Source organism: Phenylobacterium sp., from assembly GCF_036677185.1.
GTDB lineage: Bacteria > Pseudomonadota > Alphaproteobacteria > Caulobacterales > Caulobacteraceae > Phenylobacterium.
Map to the genome: position 1 here is coordinate 124,921 of NZ_JAKFEN010000023.1, position 19,066 is coordinate 143,986.

General features: G+C 69.0%; 23 protein-coding genes. 8 read left to right on the forward strand and 15 right to left on the reverse strand.

Going from position 1 to position 19,066, the window contains the following annotated elements:
- Positions 1-42 precede the first annotated feature (42 nt).
- A complete protein-coding gene (locus V6M51_RS15480) occupies positions 43-1,368 on the forward strand; it encodes a DUF1254 domain-containing protein (protein WP_332768575.1) in 1,326 nt (441 codons plus the stop codon).
- Here V6M51_RS15480 and V6M51_RS15485 read toward each other — a convergent pair.
- Positions 1,365-3,098, reverse strand: a complete 1,734-nt coding sequence (locus V6M51_RS15485) for a tetratricopeptide repeat protein (RefSeq protein ID WP_332768577.1) — start codon at positions 3,096-3,098, stop codon at positions 1,365-1,367. The two genes, V6M51_RS15480 and V6M51_RS15485, sit on opposite strands and share 4 nt — an antisense overlap.
- A 91-nt stretch (positions 3,099-3,189) precedes the next feature.
- Complete coding sequence (locus V6M51_RS15490; protein ID WP_332768579.1) at positions 3,190-3,651, reverse strand: hypothetical protein; 462 nt, start codon at positions 3,649-3,651, stop codon at positions 3,190-3,192.
- Positions 3,652-3,908: 257 nt separating this feature from the next.
- Here V6M51_RS15490 and rpsD point away from each other — a divergent pair, with 257 nt between their 5' ends.
- Entirely contained in the window at positions 3,909-4,526 is a 618-nt protein-coding gene (rpsD, locus tag V6M51_RS15495) for a 30S ribosomal protein S4 (RefSeq protein WP_305674895.1), read from the forward strand.
- 88 nt (positions 4,527-4,614) lie between these two features.
- Positions 4,615-4,992: a hypothetical protein gene (locus tag V6M51_RS15500; RefSeq protein WP_332768583.1), complete on the forward strand. Its 378-nt coding sequence runs from the start codon at positions 4,615-4,617 to the stop codon at positions 4,990-4,992.
- Here the strand turns inward: V6M51_RS15500 and V6M51_RS15505 are convergent.
- The 7 genes from V6M51_RS15505 to V6M51_RS15535 form a co-directional block, all read right to left on the reverse strand.
- Positions 4,989-5,717: an N-acyl homoserine lactonase family protein gene (locus V6M51_RS15505; RefSeq protein WP_332768585.1), complete on the reverse strand. Its 729-nt coding sequence runs from the start codon at positions 5,715-5,717 to the stop codon at positions 4,989-4,991. The genes V6M51_RS15500 and V6M51_RS15505 overlap by 4 nt on opposite strands.
- A gap of 17 nt (positions 5,718-5,734) precedes the next feature.
- A complete protein-coding gene (locus V6M51_RS15510) occupies positions 5,735-6,154 on the reverse strand; it encodes an acyl-CoA thioesterase (RefSeq protein ID WP_332768587.1) in 420 nt (139 codons plus the stop codon).
- Entirely contained in the window at positions 6,151-6,495 is a 345-nt protein-coding gene (grxD, locus tag V6M51_RS15515) for a Grx4 family monothiol glutaredoxin (protein WP_332768589.1), read from the reverse strand. The genes V6M51_RS15510 and grxD overlap by 4 nt, the downstream gene beginning before the upstream one ends.
- A gap of 84 nt (positions 6,496-6,579) precedes the next feature.
- Positions 6,580-7,470 (reverse strand): aldo/keto reductase, encoded by an 891-nt coding sequence (locus tag V6M51_RS15520; RefSeq protein WP_332768591.1) that lies wholly within the window; start codon positions 7,468-7,470, stop codon positions 6,580-6,582.
- Between the two features lie 9 nt (positions 7,471-7,479).
- Complete coding sequence (locus V6M51_RS15525; RefSeq protein ID WP_254836344.1) at positions 7,480-7,713, reverse strand: BolA family protein; 234 nt, start codon at positions 7,711-7,713, stop codon at positions 7,480-7,482.
- 105 nt (positions 7,714-7,818) lie between these two features.
- Entirely contained in the window at positions 7,819-8,223 is a 405-nt protein-coding gene (locus V6M51_RS15530; RefSeq protein ID WP_332768594.1) for a VOC family protein, read from the reverse strand.
- A 24-nt stretch (positions 8,224-8,247) separates the two neighbouring features.
- Entirely contained in the window at positions 8,248-9,480 is a 1,233-nt protein-coding gene (locus V6M51_RS15535; protein WP_332768596.1) for a serine hydrolase domain-containing protein, read from the reverse strand.
- Between the two features lie 109 nt (positions 9,481-9,589).
- Between V6M51_RS15535 and V6M51_RS15540 the strand changes: the two genes are divergently transcribed.
- Positions 9,590-10,075, forward strand: a complete 486-nt coding sequence (locus V6M51_RS15540) for a CinA family protein (protein WP_332768599.1) — start codon at positions 9,590-9,592, stop codon at positions 10,073-10,075.
- On the opposite strand, the gene purL is transcribed toward V6M51_RS15540, so the two are convergent.
- Entirely contained in the window at positions 10,072-12,270 is a 2,199-nt protein-coding gene (purL, locus tag V6M51_RS15545; protein ID WP_332768601.1) for a phosphoribosylformylglycinamidine synthase subunit PurL, read from the reverse strand. The genes V6M51_RS15540 and purL overlap by 4 nt on opposite strands.
- 44 nt (positions 12,271-12,314) lie before the next feature.
- Positions 12,315-12,839, reverse strand: a complete 525-nt coding sequence (locus V6M51_RS15550; RefSeq protein ID WP_332768603.1) for a hypothetical protein — start codon at positions 12,837-12,839, stop codon at positions 12,315-12,317.
- A 300-nt stretch (positions 12,840-13,139) separates the two neighbouring features.
- Between V6M51_RS15550 and V6M51_RS15555 the strand changes: the two genes are divergently transcribed.
- On the forward strand, positions 13,140-13,307 hold the full coding sequence (locus tag V6M51_RS15555; RefSeq protein WP_332768605.1) for a hypothetical protein: 168 nt from the start codon (positions 13,140-13,142) through the stop codon (positions 13,305-13,307).
- A gap of 58 nt (positions 13,308-13,365) precedes the next feature.
- Here the strand turns inward: V6M51_RS15555 and V6M51_RS15560 are convergent, their stop codons facing one another.
- The 3 genes from V6M51_RS15560 to V6M51_RS15570 form a co-directional block, all read right to left on the reverse strand.
- Positions 13,366-15,279 (reverse strand): CocE/NonD family hydrolase, encoded by a 1,914-nt coding sequence (locus V6M51_RS15560; RefSeq protein WP_332768607.1) that lies wholly within the window; start codon positions 15,277-15,279, stop codon positions 13,366-13,368.
- Positions 15,280-15,340: 61 nt separating this feature from the next.
- The gene (locus tag V6M51_RS15565; protein WP_332768609.1) at positions 15,341-16,282 is read right to left on the reverse strand and encodes a M56 family metallopeptidase; all 942 of its coding nucleotides are present in this window, start codon (positions 16,280-16,282) and stop codon (positions 15,341-15,343) included.
- Positions 16,275-16,640, reverse strand: a complete 366-nt coding sequence (locus V6M51_RS15570; RefSeq protein ID WP_332768741.1) for a BlaI/MecI/CopY family transcriptional regulator — start codon at positions 16,638-16,640, stop codon at positions 16,275-16,277. Before V6M51_RS15570 ends, V6M51_RS15565 begins: the two co-directional genes overlap by 8 nt.
- A gap of 131 nt (positions 16,641-16,771) precedes the next feature.
- Between V6M51_RS15570 and V6M51_RS15575 the strand changes: the two genes are divergently transcribed.
- The 3 genes from V6M51_RS15575 to V6M51_RS15585 are packed head-to-tail and all read left to right on the forward strand — an operon-like array spanning position 16,772 to position 18,406.
- Positions 16,772-17,620 (forward strand): AraC family transcriptional regulator, encoded by an 849-nt coding sequence (locus V6M51_RS15575; RefSeq protein WP_332768611.1) that lies wholly within the window; start codon positions 16,772-16,774, stop codon positions 17,618-17,620.
- A 25-nt stretch (positions 17,621-17,645) separates the two neighbouring features.
- On the forward strand, positions 17,646-18,008 hold the full coding sequence (locus V6M51_RS15580) for a VOC family protein (protein WP_332768613.1): 363 nt from the start codon (positions 17,646-17,648) through the stop codon (positions 18,006-18,008).
- Complete coding sequence (locus V6M51_RS15585; RefSeq protein ID WP_332768615.1) at positions 18,008-18,406, forward strand: SRPBCC family protein; 399 nt, start codon at positions 18,008-18,010, stop codon at positions 18,404-18,406. Before V6M51_RS15580 ends, V6M51_RS15585 begins: the two co-directional genes overlap by 1 nt.
- Here the strand turns inward: V6M51_RS15585 and purQ are convergent.
- Positions 18,403-19,065, reverse strand: coding sequence for a phosphoribosylformylglycinamidine synthase subunit PurQ (gene purQ, locus V6M51_RS15590; protein WP_332768617.1), 663 nt, complete (start codon positions 19,063-19,065; stop codon positions 18,403-18,405). The two genes, V6M51_RS15585 and purQ, sit on opposite strands and share 4 nt — an antisense overlap.
- Position 19,066 lies beyond the last annotated feature (1 nt).

Sequence of the window (19,066 nt, forward strand, 5' to 3'; positions counted from 1 at the left end):
GGGTCGGCGCCAGATCGCCCCTGGGCGGGATGGGAGGGGATCATGAACAGACGGGATCTGCTGGCGGCGGTGGCGGCCATGGGAATGGCTCCAGGCGCGCGGGCCCTGGCGGCGGACGGCGACCTCAAGGCCGCCGCGCGGGAGGCCTGGATCTTCGCCCTGCCGCTGATCGAGATGGGCCAGGCGCGGATGCGGATGCTGCGCGCCCGGCCGGGCGACCAGCCGGCGGCGGTCAACCGTTTCGTCCATGGCCGCGACCTGGCCACCCCGGCCAGCCGGGCGATCACCACGCCCAACAACGACACCCTCTATTCCAGCGCCTGGCTGGACCTGACGGCGGGACCGGCGACACTCACCCTGCCGGCCTCGGGCAAGCGCTACCTCTCGGTGGCGGTGCTGGACATGTACACCGACAACGACGCCATCCTCGGGACGCGCACCCTGGGCGGCGAGGGTGGGACCTTCACCTTGGTCGGGCCGAAGCAGCCGGGGTCGGGGCCGAACCTGGTGCGGGTCGCCACCCCCCATGCCTGGGTGCTCGCCCGCACCCTGGTCGACGGGGAGGCCGACCTCGCCGCCGCCCATGCCGTGCAGGACGGGATCGTCCTCAAGGGCCCGGCGACAGCCGCGCCGCCGGCCGTCGCCGCGCGCAACGCCCCGGCCGGCGACTATTTCGCCAGCGCCCAGGCGCTGCTGGCCTCCGATCCGCCGCGGCCCGAGGACCTGGGCCTGTTCCGCCGCGTGGCGGCCCTGGGACTCGGTCCGGCCTCGGGCTTCGATCCCAAGCGCTTCAACGCCGGTGAGCTTGCCCAGATCGAGGCCGGGGTCGCCGAGGCCAAGGCCATGATCTTCGGCAACGCCGGCCGCCAGACCTTCATCGACGGCTGGAGCTATCCGCGCGCCAATCTGGGCCTCTTCGGCCAGGACTATCTCTTCCGGGCCATGGTGGCCCTCGGCGGCTTGGCGGCCCTGACCCCGGTCGAGGCCATGTACATGCGGGCCCAGGGCGAGGACGGAGGCGGCCGGTTCACCGGCGATGGCCTGCACCGGCTGACCATGCCCGCCAACCTGCCGCTGGACGGCTTCTGGTCGCTGACCATGTACGAGGCCACGCCCCAGGGTCAGTTCTTCCTGACGCAGAACCCGATCAAGCGCTACGCCATCGGCGACCGCACCGGCGGCCTGAAGCGCGCGCCCGACGGTTCGCTGGACATCTGGATCGGCCGCGCCGATCCGGGGGGAGAGCGGAGCGCCAACTGGCTGCCGGCGCCGGCCCAGGGACCGTTCGCCATGACCCTGCGCGCCTATCTGCCACGCGCCGAGATGCTGGACGGTCGCTTCCGCTTCCCGCCGGTGGTCAAGGCCTAGAACCGCGAGGCCGTGAGCTTCACGTCGGCCATCTTCCAGGCCTCGTCGAAGGCCTTGCGGGTGGCGGCGGCCTCGTCCTTCTTGCCCTGCCGATCCAGCGCCTGGGCCAGGCCGAAGAGCGCCCAGCCGTCGCGGCGGTAGTGCTTCAGGCTCTCGCGATAGATCGCCTCGGCCTCCTGCGCCCGGCCGGCGTCCAGCAGGGCCGCGCCCAGATAGTGGCTGACCGGGGAATGCCAGTAGGCGGGCTCGGTATAGGGCAGGGCGCGCTCGATGTCGGAGGCGGCGCGGAAGCGCACGATGGCGGCGTCCAGCACCCCGTCCTTGCGGGCGATCTCCCCGTCCAGCAGGGCGAGCGCCAGTTCGGTCATCGGCTTGGCGGGGATGGCGAAGGCGTCGAAGGCCGAGAGGTCGGCGCGGGTGATGGCTTCGAGCTTGGCCCGGTCGGCGAGCGCCGTGGCCCGGTCGCCCTTATTGGCCGCGGCGATCCCGTGGGCGTAGAGCCAGATGGCGGTGTCGAGCTTGAGGCCGGACGGCGGCGGCGGCTCGGCCAGGACCGCGTCCCATTTGCCGAACCGCAACAGGTTGACGGTCGGGGTGAAGACGAACAGCTCGGCCAGCGGCAGGTTCGCCGCGGTCTCTTCCGCCTTGACCGCTTTCACCAGACGCCGAGCGGCGTCGTGCGAGGTCTTGGACCGCCCTTCCATCTCCGCCGAGGTCCACAGGAAGTGGATGTTGTGGCCGTAATAGCCGGCCGGATAGAAGCCCTGGGCGCGGCAGGCAGCGATGTATTCCTCGTCCGTCAGGGCGGCGAGTTCGTTGGCGCGGGCGGCGTCGGCGTAGCGGCCGACCCGGTAAAAGATGTGGCTGGGCATGTGCACGATGTGCCCCGCCTTGGGCATCAGCGGCAGCAGGCGGTCGGCGGCGGCCTCGGCCCGTTCGGGCGTGGTCGAGGCTTCCACGGCGTGGATATAGAGGTGCAGGGCGCCTGGATGGTTCGGGGCCTTGGCCAGCACGGCCTCGAGCGTGCGGACGATCTCGGCGCCGTGGCCCTTGGAGGTGATGGCGTCGGCCTCCCAGTAGTCCCAGGGCTGGGTGTCCATCATGGCCTCGGCGTAGAAGGTCGCCGCGTCGAGGTCGGACGGGTCGGCGCGGGCGAGGTCGCCCATGGCCTTGGCGAAGGCCTGGTCCAGCGGCTTGCGGTCGGCGGGCGGAGCGGCGGCGTAGCGGGTGGCGAGCGCGTCGATCCAGGCCTGTTCCCGCGGGGAGGCCTTGGAGCGCAGGGTCTTGGCGCGCGATAGCGCCTCCCAGGCGGGGGCGACGGCGTCTGCCTGCATCGGGAGGTTGATGTTGGGGCCGAGCGCGAAGGCCACGCCCCACCAGCACATGGCGCAGTCCGGATCGAGCCGCGCGGCCTCTCGGAACGAGCGGATCGCCTCGGCGTGGTTGAAGCCGAACAGCAGGTTGACCCCCTGGTCGAACAGCTTCTGGGCCTGGGCGTTGCGGGTCGAGATCGGGTGGCGGTGGTCGCCGAGGCCTGTGAACACCGGGGCGCCCGGCTTGTCGGCCTGGCCCATATAGATGGCCGGCATCGCGCCCGGCATGGGCATGGCGCCGTGGTTCATGGCCGCAGGCGGAGCCTCGGTCGCGGCGTGACCAGCATGGTCCTGGGCTGCTGCGGGCAGGGCGATCAGGCCGGCGGCGAAGACGGTTGAGAACAGGAACGCGCGCATGGAGACCCCCAGATGACAAGGCGCACAGGGCTACTCGGACTGGTGGGGGGCAGACTACTGTACTCGTGGTCCAGTACGGACCGAATAAAGTCTAATACGGGTTCGGGATCGGACGCATTGTGGTGATCTCCCGCCCGTCCGCGCCACGGAACGTGACCAGATCCTCGACCGGAGCCGGGACCGCGGGCGCCTCGGCGTGGACGCAGGCGAGGTCGTCCTGGCCAAGCCCGCCGCGCGGTTCGCGGAAGCGCCCCAGGAAACCCTGGTCGCGCAGCGCCTCGGCCGTGCAGGGCCCGGCCACCGCGCTGTACTCGGCCACCAGCAGGGCCTCGGCCTCAAGATCGCAGGCCTCCAGCGAACGATCGCGCGCCGCCGGTGTGGAGACGCGGATGGCGCCCTGGAAGCCGGTCTCCAGCAGGGCCTCGGCCATGCAGGCGTCTTCCACCTCGACGCCGGGCGCGAGGTCGGGACGCGAGGTCGCCGCCTGGACCGCGGGCGCGGCCAGGGCCAGGACCAGGGCGGATAGGGTCGCGAGACGAAGGGCGCCGATCATGGGAAACTCCGAACCGCTCCGACTATCCCGCCGGCCAGCTGGGCCGTAAAGCGCTCTCCCCTCTGGCGTGCTTCGGGGAGGCGCTTCGGGGCCGAGATTGACTTTCGCCCGCCCGGCCGTCATACACCGCCCCTTCGCGCCGCCGGGAAACCGTGCGGGTCCGCGAACCTATGACGGGTGACCTGATCGCCGCCGTTGAGATCGCGCCTCCACTATCGGGGGCGCCGGCCCGGGTCGACTATGAAGAGAGACGACGTATGTCGAAGCGCCACTCGGCGAAGTACAAGATCGACCGGCGGATGGGCGAGAACATCTGGGGTCGCCCGAAGTCCCCCGTCAATCAACGCTCCTACGGCCCGGGCCAGCATGGCCAGCGCCGTAAGCAAAAGGTCTCCGATTTCGGCCTGCAGCTCCGCGCCAAGCAGAAGCTGAAGGGTTATTACGGCAACCTGACCGAAAAGCAGTTCTCGCGCACCTACACCGAGGCCGCGCGCCGCAAGGGCAACACCTCCGAGAACCTGATCGGCCTGCTGGAAAGCCGCCTGGACGCGGTGGTCTACCGCGCCAAGTTCGTGCCGACCGTGTTCGCCGCCCGTCAGTTCGTGAACCACGGCCACGTGCTGGTGAACGGCAATCGGGTGAACATCGCCTCCTACCGCGTGAAGGCCGGTGACATCGTCTCCGTCCGCGAGCGGTCGAAGAACATGGCCCTGGTGCTGGAAGCCCTGCAGTCCAGCGAACGCGACACCCCCGACTATGTCGAGGTCGACGCCAAGGCCATGACCGCCAAGTTCATCCGCGCGCCGGAATTCTCCGAGGTCCCGTACCCGGTGAAGATGGAGCCGAACCTGGTCATCGAGTTCTACGCGTCCTAACCGGCCGCCGAACCCGACCAAGATTTGCGAAGGCCCCGGAGCGATCCGGGGCCTTTTGCTTTGTCGGGGTTTGTGGCGGAGTGGCGCGATGAATCGCCGACTGTTCATTGTCGCGGGCCTGGCCCTGGCCTCGGGCTGCGCCACAGCGGCCCCGCCGATCGTCGCGCCGGCGGGCTCGTCGCTATCGGAGCTGGAGCCGCTCTATTCGGCCAGCGCCGGGCGCGAGGCCCTGACCATCCGGGTGTCCTCCAACGGCTGCACCAAGAAGGAGGACTTCTCGTTCTTCGTGGAGCGGAAGGGAGAGGCGGTGACCCTGGCCTTTGGCCGCAAGCGCCTGGACCCCTGCCGGTCCTTCGCCATGGGCCACGCCGACCTCACCTTCTCCTATGAGGAGTTGGGGGTGGCGCAGCGGACACCGCTGTTCCTGCTGAACCCGTTCGCAGCCTGGACCGGGCCGGGGAGCTAGAGGCGGCTTAGCGCGCTGACCCGAACCGCGCTGCCCTTGGGGATGCGGTCTAGGAAGCTTTCGTCGTGGCCGGGAATGATGAAGTCGCCCGCCGCGCGCATCGCCATCAGGCGACGCTTGGTCGCCACGTACTGGTCCTTGTCGAAGGCGTAGGGCTGGTCGGCGTCGTCCCTGTCCAGCGAGTGGCAGTAGTAGCAGGCATCACCCGCCAGGACGTCGCTGCCGCCCTCCCGCCGGACCCGCAGGGACTGGTGGCCGCAGGTATGGCCGGGTGTGGCGAACACCTCCACCGAGCCGTCGCCGAACAGGTCGTGATTGTCCTCGGTGCGGACTAGGTCGTGGCCCGTGTCGAGGCTGCGGAGCTCCTCCTGCCGGTGGATCAGGATCCTGGCGTTGGGGATCAGGGTCGCCCCGCCCATGTGATCATAGTGCGAGTGGGACAGCACGAGGGCTTCGACCCGGGCCGGATCGACGCCGGCGGCGGTCAGCCGCGCGGCCACGTCGTGGCCCTCCGGCAGCTCGTTGTGGAAGGTCTTGCCGACGATCCGCCCGTGATCCGTCCGCGCCAGCCCGGCGTCGAAGACGACCGACCGCTTGCTGGGATGGGTGATGAGATAGGCGTAGACGGGCAGGACGACCTCGCCTGGCGCGTCAAGCTCGAGGGCGTTGGCGGGCGCGCGGATCGTGCCGCAGCGCAGGGGTAGGATTTCGGTGGTGATGGGCAAGCCGATCCTCCTTGTTCTCAGGTGAACCGCGCCACGATGTCGGGTGTCACCCGCTTGGGACGGCCGGTCTGGGCGTCGACCAGGCACCAGACCGTCCTGGCCTGGGCGCACATGGCGCCGTCGGGACCGTCGATGCGCACGAAGCGGTCGAAGCGTGGGCCTTCCGGCGCCTCGGCCACCCAGGTGACGGCCGTGGCGGTCTCGCCGGGCATCAGGGCGCGGCGGTAGTCGATCTCATGGCGCAGGACGATCCAGGCCCATTGGGTCTGTTCCGCCTCGGGCTGCAGGGCGCGCCAGTGCGAGGTGGCCATGTCCTGGATCCAGCGGACATAGACCACATTGTTCACGTGGCCGTTCTCGTCGATGTCCGACGTAGACGGCGTGAACTCTCGGGTGAAGACCTGTCGGCCGGGCGGCGGCTCCAGGAGCCTGCTCACGCAGCCAGGACGCCCTGTTCGATCAGCAGGGGCTTCAGTTCGCCCGACTGGAACATCTCGCGGACGATGTCGGCGCCGCCGACGAATTCGCCCTTCACATAGAGCTGCGGGATGGTCGGCCAGTCGGTGAAGGTCTTGATCCCGTCGCGCAGGCTGTCGTCCTGCAGGACGTCGACGCCGATGAAGTCGGCGCCCAGGTGGTCGAGGATCTGCACGACCAGGGCCGAGAAGCCGCAGCGCGGCTGTTCGGGCACGCCCTTCATGAACAGCACCACCGGGTTTTCGGCCACGGTCTTGGCGATGAAGTCGTGGGCGGGATTGGCGATGGTGGTGTCGGTCATGGCGTCACGGGCCTTCAAGGCGGATATGTCGCAAGAGAGCTAGGGATGGCCGGGCCTCCGGTCAAGACGCGCCAGGCCCGCGGCCTAGGCCCTGCGACGATCGGCGACCTCGCCGAAGCGGGCCATCTCGATCTGGGCGGCGACCCCCGTGGGCAGGTCCTTGTCGGTGACCTCGGCCATCCGGGCGATGGCCTCGGTGCGGAAGACCTCGAGCTGGATGGTCGCGAAGCTGGGTTCGGTCAGGGAATAGGCCAGGCAGATCTCGTCGGGAGTCCAGCCGGGCGTGTCGTTCAGAAAGGCGTAGGTGCCGGCGCCCGCCAGGGGCTCGACCCGGCCGCGCCCGAGCAGGCCGCTACGCGCCGGCCCAGCCTGGACGGTGCGACCAAGGGCGCCTGGAAACGGTTCGCAGCCTATCAAGGTCATGTTGCAGTCCGACGCCTCGCGGATTCGGCGGCGCGCCTGCCAGTCAGAGGTGATGCTGAACGGCGTCGCCGCCACGTCGAAGGCGGCGCTGCGGATACCTTCGTCGACCGCCGCGCCGTCGCCGGCCACGCCGATCTGCAGGCACAGCCCCGCGGAACGCAGCTGGGCCAGGTGTTCAAGGGCGTCGGGCGCCAGGGTCTCGTAGGCGGTCTCGTCCATCATCACGAGGTCGAAATAGCTGGCGCCGGTCTTCTGCAGACCGCTGCGGATGCTGTGGGAGATGGCCTGGGCGGTCAGGGCGCCGCGCGGATCGCCGCGCAGACGCCAGCTCAGGAACAGCAGCCGCCGCTCCACCGACTTCAGCGCCTCGCCGAGCCCGAGCGCGGCGACCTCCAGGCCGGCGGCCACCTCGAAACAGTTGATCCCGCTTTCCATCGCCGAGAAGACCAGGGCCCGCCAGGCCTGGGGCGAGCTCATGTTCGGCGCTTCGCGCAGCAACAGGCTGACGGCCGAGACCGCCTTGCCTGCCACGCCGAAGGGTCGATAGCGCATGGCGCTCCTCTAGGTCGGGGATGAAGTTTCGAGCGCCAGCGCGTGCAGTTCGCCGCCCATGCGGCCCTTCAGGGCGCTGTAGACCAGTTGGTGCTGCTTGACCCGGTTCAGGCCGGCGAAGGCCTTGGACACGATCCGCGCCTTATAGTGGTCCCCGTCGCCGGCCAGGTCGTCCACCTGGATCTGGGCGTCTGGAAACGCCTCGCGGAGACTACGCTCCAGTTCGGCGATGGGCATGGGCATGGGATTGCTCCGGTCGAAGAAACTTTGTGTGCCATAAAGCTTAACAACCCTTGGATTCCCAGACGGTTCGCCGGCCGCCAAGAGGTGTTTCCGGACGCCGGAAATTCAGAGACCTGGCGCGATCTCGTCGTAGCCGCGGTTGAGGAACTCGATCAGGCAGATTCCGTGGCCGAAAGGATCGGCCATGACCACGATCTTGCCCCAGGTCTCGGTGCGGATTTCGCTCTCCGGGCGGGCCCCGGCGGCTACGGCCTGGACGAAGGCGGCCTCGATGTCGGCGACCACCACATCCAGGTGGACCGGCGTCCAATGGCGGGCGTAGCGGCGGAGGTCCTTGCCCGCCCCGACCGAACCTTCCGGTTTTTCAAGTAGATAGATCTTGGCGGGCCAGCCGGAGAGCTCGGCCCCTCCGTCGCCGAAGCGGCGCGTGACCTTCAAGCTGAAGGCGTCGGAATAGAAGGCGATGGCCCGCGCCAGGTCGGGGACGTCGATATTGACCAGCAGATCCATCGACGTCCCCGCGCCAGATTCCCGTCAGTCGACGATGGCCGAGTAGATCAGGCTCTTCAACTGGCCGCGGAAATTGAACGTCCCCGACGGCATGAGCTGGGTCATGAACACCACCGAGAGGCCTTCCTTCGGATCGACCCAGAAGATGGTCGAGGCCGCGCCGCCCCAAAAGTAGTCGCCGACGCCGAGCGACCCGGTCTCCACCTGGCCCATGGTGGACGCGAAGCCCAGGCCGAAGCCCACGCCGTCGTTGGCGGTCTCGGAGAAGGTCCCCAGCGCCATGGTCGAGAGGTCCTTGCCCCCCGCCAGGTGGTTCATGTGCATCAGCTCCAGGGTGCGCGGCCCGACGACCCGATGGCCGTCCAGCTCGCCGCCCCGGCGTAGCATCTCGCAGAAGCGCAGATAGTCGCTGGTCGTACCGGTCAGCCCGCCGCCGCCGGACTTGAAGCCCGGCTCGCTGATGAAGGCGCTGGTCGCCGGGTCGTCGATCAGCTTCAGCTGCTTGTCGGGGCCGCGCTGGTAGTTGGCGCAGAACCGGTCGACCTTGTCGGGAGCCACGAAGAACGCCGTGTCGACCATGCCGAGGGGCCCGAATATCTCATCCTGCAGATACTGGGCGAAGGGCTTGCCGGAGATCACCTCCACCAGGGCGCCGCAGATGTCGGTGGCCAGCGAGTACATCCAGCGTTCGCCGGGCTGATAGAGCAGGGGCACCTGGGCCAGCTTGTCGAGGAACTGCGTCATGGTGTCGGTCGAGCCGGCGCTGCGGATCTTCAGCTCGCGATAGATCTTGTCCACCGGGTGCTGGATGCCCACGCCGGGCAAGCCGCCGCCATAGGTGAAGCCGCCCGTGTGGCAGAGCACGTCGCGGAACGAGACCGGGCGCTTGGGGGCCTCGGTGACCATGTCCGCACCCTCGCCCGAGATCCACACCCGGTGGTTCTTCCAGGACGGTACAAAGCGGCTGACCGGGTCGTTGAGTTGGAAATAGCCCTTTTCATACAGGGTCATCAGCGCGATCGAGGTGATCGGCTTGGTCATCGAATAGATGCGGAAGATGGCGTCGTCGGCCATCGGCTTGCCCCGCTCCAGGTCCATGGAGCCGAGCGACTTCTGATAGGCCACATGGCCGTGGCGGGCGACCGCCACCTGGCAGCCCATGATCTTCTTCGGGCCGATATAGTTGCGTTCGAGATGTTCGGTAATGCGTTCCAGACGGCCGGCGTCGAGCCCCGTCCACTGAGATTGGGCGTCCATAAAATATCCTCCCGAGAATGGCGGTCGTTCTAATTGGCGGGCATCATGAGCGCGGCGGCATACGGAAGCCAAGAAAAACACGCCGCCCGTTGGATGGAGAACGACCGGAATGCAGGCTTTGATGGCGCAGGCCGCGGTGCTGGGACAGCGCCTGAAGGACCGCAAGGAGACCGTGGCGGTCAATGAAAGCTCGTCGGGCGGCCTGGTCTCGGCGGCGCTGCTGTCGGTGCCTGGAGCCTCGGCCTATTTCATGGGCGGCGCCGTAGTCTACACCGCCAAGGCGCGGGTGCTGTTGACCGACATCCCGCGGGAGGCCTTGGCCGGCGTGCGCTCGTCCAGCGAGCCCTACGCCCTGCTGCTGGCCCGCAACGCCCGTGAGCGCTACGGCGCCACCTGGGGCCTCTCGGAGACCGGGGCGGCGGGGCCGACCGGCAACCCTTATGGCGATGCGGCGGGACACACCTGCGTGGCCATCTCCGGCCCGGTGGAGATGGTGGTCACGGTCGAGACCGAGTCCGACGACCGGGGCGCCAACATGGAGGCCTTCGCCGCCGCCTGCCTGCGGATGCTGGAGGCGGCGACCGAGCCGGCCTAACCCATATAGGCCGGCATCCAGCCCTCGTGGGCTTCGCGCAACCTGGCGAGGGGGAGGGTGAAGACGCCGTCGACCGCCAGGTCCTCGCCGCCGGCCTGGCCGACGATGGCGGCCGGCAGGCCCGCGGCCTTGGCCGCCGAAAGCAGCTCGTAGCCATTGGGCGCGGCGAGCAGGTAGCGGGCCTGGTCCTCACCGAACAGGGCGGCGTGAGCCGGGAGTTCGGCGGAGATGGTCAGACGCGCGCCCACCTTGGAGGCCAGCGCCATCTCGCCGGCCGCCGCGATGAGGCCGCCGTCGGAAAGATCATGCACCACAACGGCTTGACGCGATAGAATCAGGTTCCGGATGAAGTCGCCGGTCTTGCGTTCCAGGGCGAGGTCCACCGGCGGCGGGGCGCCGTCCTCCCGGCCGAGGATTTCGCGCAGATACATGCTGGCGCCCAGCTCGCCGCGGGTCTCGCCGATCAGCACCAGGGCGTCGCCGGCCTTCATGCCTGAGAAGTCGGCGCGTAGGCTGGAGTCCTTCAACAGGCCCACCGCGCCCACCGTGGGGGTCGGTGGAATGGCGGCGCCGTTGGTCTCGTTGTAGAGGCTGACATTGCCGCTCACGACCGGGAAGTCGAGCACCCGGCAGGCCTCGGCCATGCCGTCGATGGCGCGGACGATTTGGCCCATGATCTCGGGGCGCTCGGGGTTGCCGAAGTTCAGGTTGTCGGTGATGGCGATGGGGTCTGCGCCCACGGCGGTCAGGTTGCGCCAAGCCTCGGCGACGGCCTGCTTGCCGCCGGAATAGGGATCGTTCTGCACGTAGCGCGGGGTGCAGTCGGAGGTGACCGCCAAGGCCTTCTTCGTGCCGTGCACGCGGACGATCCCGGCGTCGGCGCCGGTGGCGCTGTCCTCCAGGGTGTCGGCCATGACGTGGCGGTCGTACTGCTCCCAGAGCCAGCGCTTCGACGCCATGTCCGGAGCGCTCATCAGCTTGAGCACCGCCTGGGCATAGTCGGCCGGCTGGGGCACCTCAGCGGGCGACAGCCGCGGCTGCAGGTCGGGCGCGACCCAGGGGCGGTCATAGAGCGGCGCGTCGTCGAACAACGGCGCCAGCGGCACGTCGCAGACCACCTGGCCTTTGTGCTTCAGCACCATGTGGCCGGTGTCGGTGGTCCAGCCGATGGTGGCCGCGTCCAGGCCCCATTTCTTGAAGATCCGCTCGCCGTCGTGCTCGCGGCCAGGCTTGAGGATGGCCAGCATCCGCTCCTGGCTCTCCGACAGCATCATCTCGTAGGCGCTCATGCCCTCTTCGCGCTGGGGCACCATGTCGAGGTCGAGCTCGATGCCCACCCCGCCCTTGCCGGCCATCTCCACCGAGGAGGAGGTGAGGCCCGCGGCGCCCATGTCCTGGATGGCGGCCACGGCGCCAGAGGCCATCAGCTCCAGGGTCGCCTCGATCAGCAGCTTCTCGGCGAAGGGGTCGCCGACCTGGACCGTGGGGCGCTTCTCGTCGGAGGCGTCGTCGAACTCGGCCGAGGCCATGGTCGCGCCGTGGATGCCGTCGCGGCCGGTCTTTGAGCCGAAATAGACCACCGGCAGGCCGGGCGACGGGGCGGCGGAGTAGAAGATCTTGTCGGCGTCGGCCAGGCCCACGCACATGGCGTTGACCAGGATGTTGCCGTCATAGCCCTTATGGAAATTGGTCTCGCCGGCCACGGTGGGCACGCCCACGCAGTTGCCGTAGCCGCCGATGCCGCTGACCACGCCGGCCACCAGCCGCTTGGTCTTCGGATGGCTGGGATCGCCGAACCGCAGGGCGTTCAGCAGGGCGATCGGCCGCGCGCCCATGGTGAAGACGTCGCGCATGATCCCGCCCACGCCCGTGGCCGCGCCCTGATAGGGCTCGATATAGGAGGGGTGGTTGTGGCTCTCCATCTTGAAGATGCAGGCCTGGCCGTCGCCGATGTCCACCACGCCGGCGTTCTCGCCAGGCCCGCAGATCACCCGGGGGCCGGTGGTCGGGAACTTGCCCAGGTGGATCTTGCTGGACTTGTAGGAGCAATGCTCGCTCCACATCACCGAGAACACGCCCAGCTCGACGGCGCTGGGCTCGCGATTCAGGCGCTGGAGGATGACGTCGTATTCCTCCGACTTCAGGCCGTATTCGGCGGCGGTCTCGCGGAGGGTCTTGGCAGGCTGTGCGCTCATGCCGGGCCTTCTACCCGGACTCGCCCGCCCGCGCGATAGGGCGTTCAGCCGGCCAGCGCGTTGATCCGTCGCACGCCGCCCGGCCGGGCGGTGTCGCCGATCCGCCAGCCCGCCGGACAGGCGCCGAGCCGACGGTAGCGGACGGCCTGGCGCGCACCCGGATCGGGGGTCCCGATGGGGCGTAGGGCGAAGCGGACCGTGACGTCCCGCGCGGGGTCGCCGGTTCGGGTCACATTGACGCTATAGCGCCGGTCGAAGGCCACGCAGCGCACGGCGTAGAGGTCGGGCTTCACCACCGCCTGGCCCATGCGCCGGCAGGGTTCGCCATTGAGCCTCGGCAGGGGCGTCAGGAAGCCGGCGCGGACCACGTTGTCGGCGCAGACCTGCGCGGCGCCGCGGATCGCGCCCCGATCGTCCAGGGTTTCGGCCAGCCAGAGCTCCGGCGGATGGGCGGCGGCGCCGCGGGCGATGACGCCGGGCCGATCGGGGCGCAGCAGGTCGCCGCCCGCCGCCAGGACCAGGCCGATCAGGGCGAAGGCGGCCAGGACGCCCAGCGCCAGCCGGCTCATCGGGGGGCCTGCGATGATTGGCGGGCCGCCAGCCGGTTAACTGGACGACCCGCCGCCGCCGATGGCGGCGCGGGCGATGTCTCGACCGTGACCGGACGCAGCATGTTCTTCCTCCACGGCCGCCCGTTCGCGCCCGTGATTTACGTTCGTAAATCTTCTGAAGAATTACAAGAGTAATTTCTGAAAGCGAGACCAGAGTCACGCGAGGGTGAACAGCTTGGCCGGGGAACATCCGCGGGACCGGACGGTTGGCATCCCGTACGAGCGCCGTCGCGGCGCGTCGCGAGCATGGGAGATCACATGGGCAACGAAAAAAACCGCGATCCGCAACAACAGCAGAAGACCCCGCAACAGCAGAGCCCCGGCCAGCAGCAACAGCAGGGCCAGGATCGGAATCGCCCGGACCCGCAGGCCGACAAGGCCGATCGTCGGGAAGGCGAGCGCGGGGAAGACCGTAAGGATCGCTGAAGCCAACGTGCGGATCGAAAAGAGGCCGACGCCGCGAGGCGCCGGCCTTTTCGTTGGCCTAGGGCTTCTCCACCACCACCGGCAGCTCGATGAAGCTGGCGCTGGCGCCGCCGTGGAAGACCTTCTGCGTCGCCTTGCGGTAGTCGCCCGGCTTGGCGAAGAAGATGTTCTCCACATAGGTCTGGGGGTTGCGGTCATAGAGCGGGAACCAGCTCGACTGCACCTGGACCATGACCCGGTGCCCCGGCAGGAACACGTGGTTGGCGTGGGGCAGGGCGAAGCGATAGCGCTGCACCTTGCCGGCCGGAATCGGCGAGGGCTTGGCGATCGAGTCGCGGTAGCGGCCGCGGAAGATGTCCATGCCCACGGCCAGCTGATAGCCGCCCATCTCCGGGGTCGAGGCCATCTCCTCCGGATAGACGTCGATCAGCTTGACCACCCAGTCGGCGTCCGTGCCGGTGGTGGAAGCGAACAGGTTGACCATCGGCTCGCCGGAGATCTGCAGCGGGGCGGTCAGGGGTTCGGAGACATAGGTCAGCACGTCGGTGCGGTCGGCCACGGCGCGCTGGTCGGCGACCAGCCAGGTGCGCCAGGCCTCGGCGTTGTCGGCCTGCACCGGCCTTGGGATGTAGGGCACCGGCTTGGCGGGATCGGAGACATAGTCGTCGGCCCCGGCCGCCGCGGCGCCAAAGCCCAGGCCGCCCTGGGCCTGGAGGTAGAGGGGCTTCGACTTGGCTTGGCAGCCGCTCTCGCAGGCGATCGGCCATTTCTGCAGCCGCCGCCAGGCGTTGGTCCCGGTCTCGTAGATGAACACCGGCGGGGTGTCGGCCTTGGGCGCGCCGGGCCGCAGGTGCTCGTCCAGGAACGGCTTCATCACCTCGCGGCGGAACTCCGTGGCGGTGTCGCCGGCGAACTTCAGGGCGCCGAGCTGGCGCTGTTCGTAATTGACCCCGGAATGGCGCCAGGGGCCCAGCACCAGGAAGGCCATGTCGTTGGCCGTGTCCTTGGGCTCCAGCACCCGATAGGTGTTCACCGCGCCGTAGATATCCTCCTGGTCCCACAGGGCGCCGACCACCATGGTCGGGACGGTGAGCGGCTTCTTCTCCAGGATCTGGTCCAGGGCCTGCTCGCGCCAGTACTCGTCATAGGCCGGGTGTTCGGACAGCTTCTTCCAATAGGGGAACTGGTCGAAGCCGAACTTCCTGGCGTAGTCGCCGGCCGATCCGGCCTGGCGGAAGTTCTCGTAGTCGTCATAGCCGCCCCGGGCGACGTCCTCGCCGGCGCCCTTCACGGCGTTCTGGCTGTAGATGAAGTCGAAGGTCCCCTGCCGGAACGCGCCGTTGTGGAACCAGTCGTCGCCCTTCCAGCCGTCGACCATTGGGCTCATGGGCACGGCGGCCTTCAACGCCGGGTGCGGGTCGACAAGGGCCATCAGGACGGTGAAGCCCTCATAGGACGACCCGATCATCCCGACCCGGCCATTGCTCTCGGGCACGTTCTTCACCAGCCAGTCGATGGTGTCGTAGGCGTCGGTGGAATGGTCGACCGGGGTGTTGTTGAGCGGCCCGCGCAGTGGCCGGGTCATGACATAGTCGCCCTCCGACCCGTACTTGCCCCGCACGTCCTGGAAGACGCGGATATAGCCGTCGGAGACGAACACCTCGTCGCCCTGGGGCAGGGTGGCCAGCATGTTGGGGCTCACCGCCCGCTCCGTGCGCCGCGACGCGTTGTAGGGCGTGCGTGTCAGCACGATGGGCGCGGCCTTGGCGGCCTTGGGGATCACGATGACCGTGTGCAGCTTCACCCCGTCGCGCATCGGGATCATCACCTCGCGCTTGACGTAGTCGAAGGCCTCGACCGGCCGGACGAACTTCGCCGGGATGTCGGGCGCCATGTAGGGCGTCTGGGCGTGGGCGGAACAGGCGAGCGTCAGCGCGCCGGCGGCGGCGCACAGGGTTGAAATCCGGGACATGCGATTCCTCGAAGGGCGTTTGGCGCGAGCCTAGCGACGGCTGCGCGGCCTGGCGAGCCGGCTAGCGTTTCGGCTGTTTGAAGTTCGCCATCTGGGCCGGCGTCAGAGTCATCATCACCACCGTGGCCCGGGTTGGGCTCATGACCTCCCGCGTGGGGTGGTCGACCCAGCGGACGTGGGGCGGGGCGGGCGGCTGGGAGGCCCAGGCCCCGAAGCCAGCCGCGCCCGAAAGCGCCAGCACCGCGCCGACGCCGATCATCGTCCGCACCACCGAGGGCCGCGGCTGCTTCAGCATGTCGATCCGCGCCTCCAGGGGGTGGCGCGACGGGGCCGGCCAGTAGCAGCCGAAGGGCAGGGGAGTCGTGCCGAGCTGCGTCTTCAGCATGGTCTCGGCATAGCGCCGCCGCTCGCCCGGGCGCCGCGCCATCACCGTGGCGTCGCAGGCCAGCTCCTGGTCGAGGCGCACAAAATAGGCCGCCAGGTGGATCAGGGGATTGAACCAGTTCACCGCCTGGGCGAGGGCCACCCCGGCGTTGACCCGGGGATCGCCGCGGTCGATGTGCGCCCGCTCGTGGGCCCGGACCAGGGCGCGTTCCTCGGGCGTGAAGCGCGCCTCGTGGTCGGCGGGGGTGACGATCCGCGGAGAAATGATCCCCACCACGGCCGGGCCCGCTGCGCCAGCCTTGGCGCGGTTCAGGAACCGCTGCTGGCCCAGCGCCATCGGGGCCAGGACGGCGGCGGCGCCCGCGATCCAGACCTGCACCGCCAGCGGGGTCGAGGGTGTCAGGGCCGTGAAGGTCGCGGCTGGAAGCCCGGCGGCGTCGGTCGCCTCGGCGGCGGGGATGAGGTTCGCGACGTAGGCCAGGGGCGCGATGAGCCAGAGGCGATAGGCGATCTCCGCGCCGAACACCCGACGGGCGGGCAGGCGCAGGGCGAGCACCAGTACGATTGCTAGGCTCGCCGCCAGATTGGCCCGGAGGAGATCGGCGAACAGCTCAGTCATCGTCCAGGTCCTCGATCAGCTTCTTCAGCCGGGCGATTTCGGCGGGCTTCAGCGCCCGATGCTTGGCGAAATGGGCCACGAGGGGCGCGAGCTGGCCGCCGAACAGCCGGTCCAGCAGGTCCTGGCTCTCGGCCTGGACATAGTTCTCGCGCGCGACGAGTGGCCGGTACTGGTGGCGGCCGTCCACCCGCTCGGACTTGATGGCCTTCTTCTTCAGCAGGCGATTGATCAGGGTCTTCACCGTCGCCTCGCCCCAGGCCTGGCGGGCGGTGACGTCGGCCACGATCGACTCTGCGCTGCGCGGGCTTTCCCGCCAGAGCGCGTCCATGACCTGGCTTTCCGCTTCGGTGATGTGGATTTTCATCTTACGCCTGTAGTTCTGGTTCTAATTACGACGGTAAAACCTGCTGTCAAGCGACCGCAAGAATCGCCAAGTCCGCAACACCCTCCATGCTAGTATGTGGCGTTGAAACAGCAGCCTGGGACGGAATGTCGGTTCGTACGGTCTTGGCGTCAGGGTCGATCGAGGTGGTCGACTATCGGTGCGAGGCGGGGCCCTCCGCCGCGCCCTTCGCCGAACATCATGACGTCACCTGCGTCTCCTATGTGCGCAAGGGCAGCTTCGGCTACCGGCTGGGCGGCAAGACCTTCGAGATGGTCACCGGCTCCACTGTCATCGGCCGCGCCGGCGACGACTATGTCTGCACCCACGACCATCAATGTGGCGACGAGTGCCTGTCCTTCCAGCTGTCGCCGGCCCTGATCGAGACCCTGGGCGGCAAGCCGGAGGTCTGGCGCACCGGCGGCGTCGCGCCCCTGCCGGAACTCATGGTCTTGGGCGAACTGGCGCAATCGGCCGCTGAGGGCCGCAGCGATGTCGGCATGGACGAGGCCGGTATGCTCTATGCCGCCCGCTTCGTCTCGACCGTGACCGGCCAGCGTCGCGCGCCGCCCCAGGCCGTTGGCCGCGACCGCCGCCGGGCGGTGGAGGCCGCCCTATGGATCGACGCCAACGCCCACCAGGCCGTGGACCTCGACGGCGCGGCCCGTGAGGCGGGGCTCAGCCCGTTCCACTTCCTGCGTTTGTTCGCAAAGGTGCTGGGTGTCACGCCGCACCAGTACCTGGTCCGTTCGCGGCTGCGCCGCGCCGCGCGGATGCTGGCCCAGGACCACGGCTCGATCACCGATGTGGCCTATGACGTCGGGTTTGGCGACCTGTCGAACTTCGTGCGGACATTCGGCCGGGCGGCGGGGGTCTCGCCGCGCGCTTTCCGCAAGGCCGCCAGGGGCGACCGCAAGATCCTCCAAGAACGGCTGGCGGCCTCCACCCTAGGGTGACCTCCAGTTCAACGGAGGTTCCCCCATGTACGACCATATCGGCCTGAGAGTGAAAGACGTGGCGGCGAGCGCCCGGTTCTACGCCGCGGCGCTGGCCCCCCTGGGCTGCGTCAAGAGCTATGAGGACGCCGAGGGCGCCGGCTTCGGCCCGCCCGGCAGTCCAGCCCTGTGGCTCTATGCCGGCGGCGATGCTTCACAAGGCGCCCATGTGGCCTTCCGCGCCCCAAGCCGCGAGGCGGTCGCGGTCTTCCACACGGCGGGCCTGGCGGCCGGCGGCAAGGACAACGGCGAGGCGGGCCTACGCCTGGACTATAGCCCCACCTACTACGCCGCCTTCCTGACCGATCCCGACGGCAACAATGTCGAGGCCATCTGGGGGACCGAGTAATGGCCTCGATCCGCAGGGACATCGCCGTCGAGGTGGGCGCCGACGTCGCCTGGTCGGTGCTGCGCCAGGTGGATCAGGCCCACAAGGCCTTTGCCCCCGTGCTCACCGACTGCCAGATGGAGGGCGACGCCCGCATCGTCACCTTCGCCGGCGGCATGGTGGCCAGGGAGCTGATCGTCGATGTCGACGACGGCGCCAGGCGGGTGGCCTACGCGGTGGTGGACGGCGCGCCGGTCCACCACAACGCCTCCTTCCAGGTCTTCGCCGAGGGCGATAGCCGCTGCCGGATCGTCTGGATCACCGACGTCCTGCCCAACAGCTTCCTCGAGGTGGCCGGTCCCCTGACCGAGGCCGGCTCCGCGGCCTTGAAGCGAAACCTGGAGGCCCTTCGGCCCTAGGCGCTGGCGAGCGCGCTCTGGAACAGCAGCGCGCCGTCGGCCGAGCCGAGCTCGGCCTCGAAGGCGCGGTCGGGGTGGGGCATGAGGCCCAGCACATTGCCCTTCGAATTGACGATTCCGGCGATGGCGCGCGACGAGCCGTTCGGGTTGTCGAGATAGCGGAACACCACCTGGCCCTCGCCCTCCAGGCGGTCGAGGGTCGCCTCGTCTGCGAAAAAGTTGCCCTCGCCGTTGCCCACCGTCATCTCCACCTCGCGACGACCGCCATAGGCGGCGGTGAAGCGGGTCTGGGCGTTGGTGACTTCCAGGCCGACCGGCTTGCAGACATATTTCAGGCCCTCGTTGCGCAGCAGGGCGCCGGGCAGCATCTGGGCTTCGGTCAGCACCTGGAAGCCGTTGCAAATCCCCACCGTCGCCACGCCGCGCTCGGCCGCCGCCTTGACCTCGGACATCACCGGCGACAGGGCCGCGATGGCGGCGCAGCGCAGGTAGTCGCCATAGGAGAACCCGCCGGGCAGGACGATCAGGTCGAGGCCGGAGGGGAGGGCGGTCTCCGCATGCCAGACCATCTCCACCGAGGCGCCGGTGGAGCGCTCTATGGCGACCTTGCAGTCGCGGTCGCAGTTGGAACCGGGGAAGACGATGACGGCGGCTTTCATG

Coding starts and splice junctions, on each gene's coding strand:
- rpsD (WP_305674895.1), top strand. CDS start 3,909: ATGTCGAAGCGCCACTCGGCGAAGTACAAGATCGACCGGCGGATGGGC.
- V6M51_RS15535 (WP_332768596.1), bottom strand. CDS start 9,480: ATGGACGCCCAATCTCAGTGGACGGGGCTCGACGCCGGCCGTCTGGAA.
- V6M51_RS15500 (WP_332768583.1), top strand. CDS start 4,615: ATGAATCGCCGACTGTTCATTGTCGCGGGCCTGGCCCTGGCCTCGGGC.
- V6M51_RS15480 (WP_332768575.1), top strand. CDS start 43: ATGAACAGACGGGATCTGCTGGCGGCGGTGGCGGCCATGGGAATGGCT.
- V6M51_RS15525 (WP_254836344.1), bottom strand. CDS start 7,713: ATGCCCATGCCCATCGCCGAACTGGAGCGTAGTCTCCGCGAGGCGTTT.
- grxD (WP_332768589.1), bottom strand. CDS start 6,495: ATGACCGACACCACCATCGCCAATCCCGCCCACGACTTCATCGCCAAG.
- V6M51_RS15540 (WP_332768599.1), top strand. CDS start 9,590: ATGCAGGCTTTGATGGCGCAGGCCGCGGTGCTGGGACAGCGCCTGAAG.
- V6M51_RS15520 (WP_332768591.1), bottom strand. CDS start 7,470: ATGCGCTATCGACCCTTCGGCGTGGCAGGCAAGGCGGTCTCGGCCGTC.
- purQ (WP_332768617.1), bottom strand. CDS start 19,065: ATGAAAGCCGCCGTCATCGTCTTCCCCGGTTCCAACTGCGACCGCGAC.
- V6M51_RS15580 (WP_332768613.1), top strand. CDS start 17,646: ATGTACGACCATATCGGCCTGAGAGTGAAAGACGTGGCGGCGAGCGCC.
- V6M51_RS15585 (WP_332768615.1), top strand. CDS start 18,008: ATGGCCTCGATCCGCAGGGACATCGCCGTCGAGGTGGGCGCCGACGTC.
- V6M51_RS15565 (WP_332768609.1), bottom strand. CDS start 16,282: ATGACTGAGCTGTTCGCCGATCTCCTCCGGGCCAATCTGGCGGCGAGC.
- V6M51_RS15490 (WP_332768579.1), bottom strand. CDS start 3,651: ATGATCGGCGCCCTTCGTCTCGCGACCCTATCCGCCCTGGTCCTGGCC.
- V6M51_RS15530 (WP_332768594.1), bottom strand. CDS start 8,223: ATGGATCTGCTGGTCAATATCGACGTCCCCGACCTGGCGCGGGCCATC.
- V6M51_RS15485 (WP_332768577.1), bottom strand. CDS start 3,098: ATGCGCGCGTTCCTGTTCTCAACCGTCTTCGCCGCCGGCCTGATCGCC.
- purL (WP_332768601.1), bottom strand. CDS start 12,270: ATGAGCGCACAGCCTGCCAAGACCCTCCGCGAGACCGCCGCCGAATAC.
- V6M51_RS15555 (WP_332768605.1), top strand. CDS start 13,140: ATGGGCAACGAAAAAAACCGCGATCCGCAACAACAGCAGAAGACCCCG.
- V6M51_RS15575 (WP_332768611.1), top strand. CDS start 16,772: ATGTCGGTTCGTACGGTCTTGGCGTCAGGGTCGATCGAGGTGGTCGAC.
- V6M51_RS15550 (WP_332768603.1), bottom strand. CDS start 12,839: ATGAGCCGGCTGGCGCTGGGCGTCCTGGCCGCCTTCGCCCTGATCGGC.
- V6M51_RS15560 (WP_332768607.1), bottom strand. CDS start 15,279: ATGTCCCGGATTTCAACCCTGTGCGCCGCCGCCGGCGCGCTGACGCTC.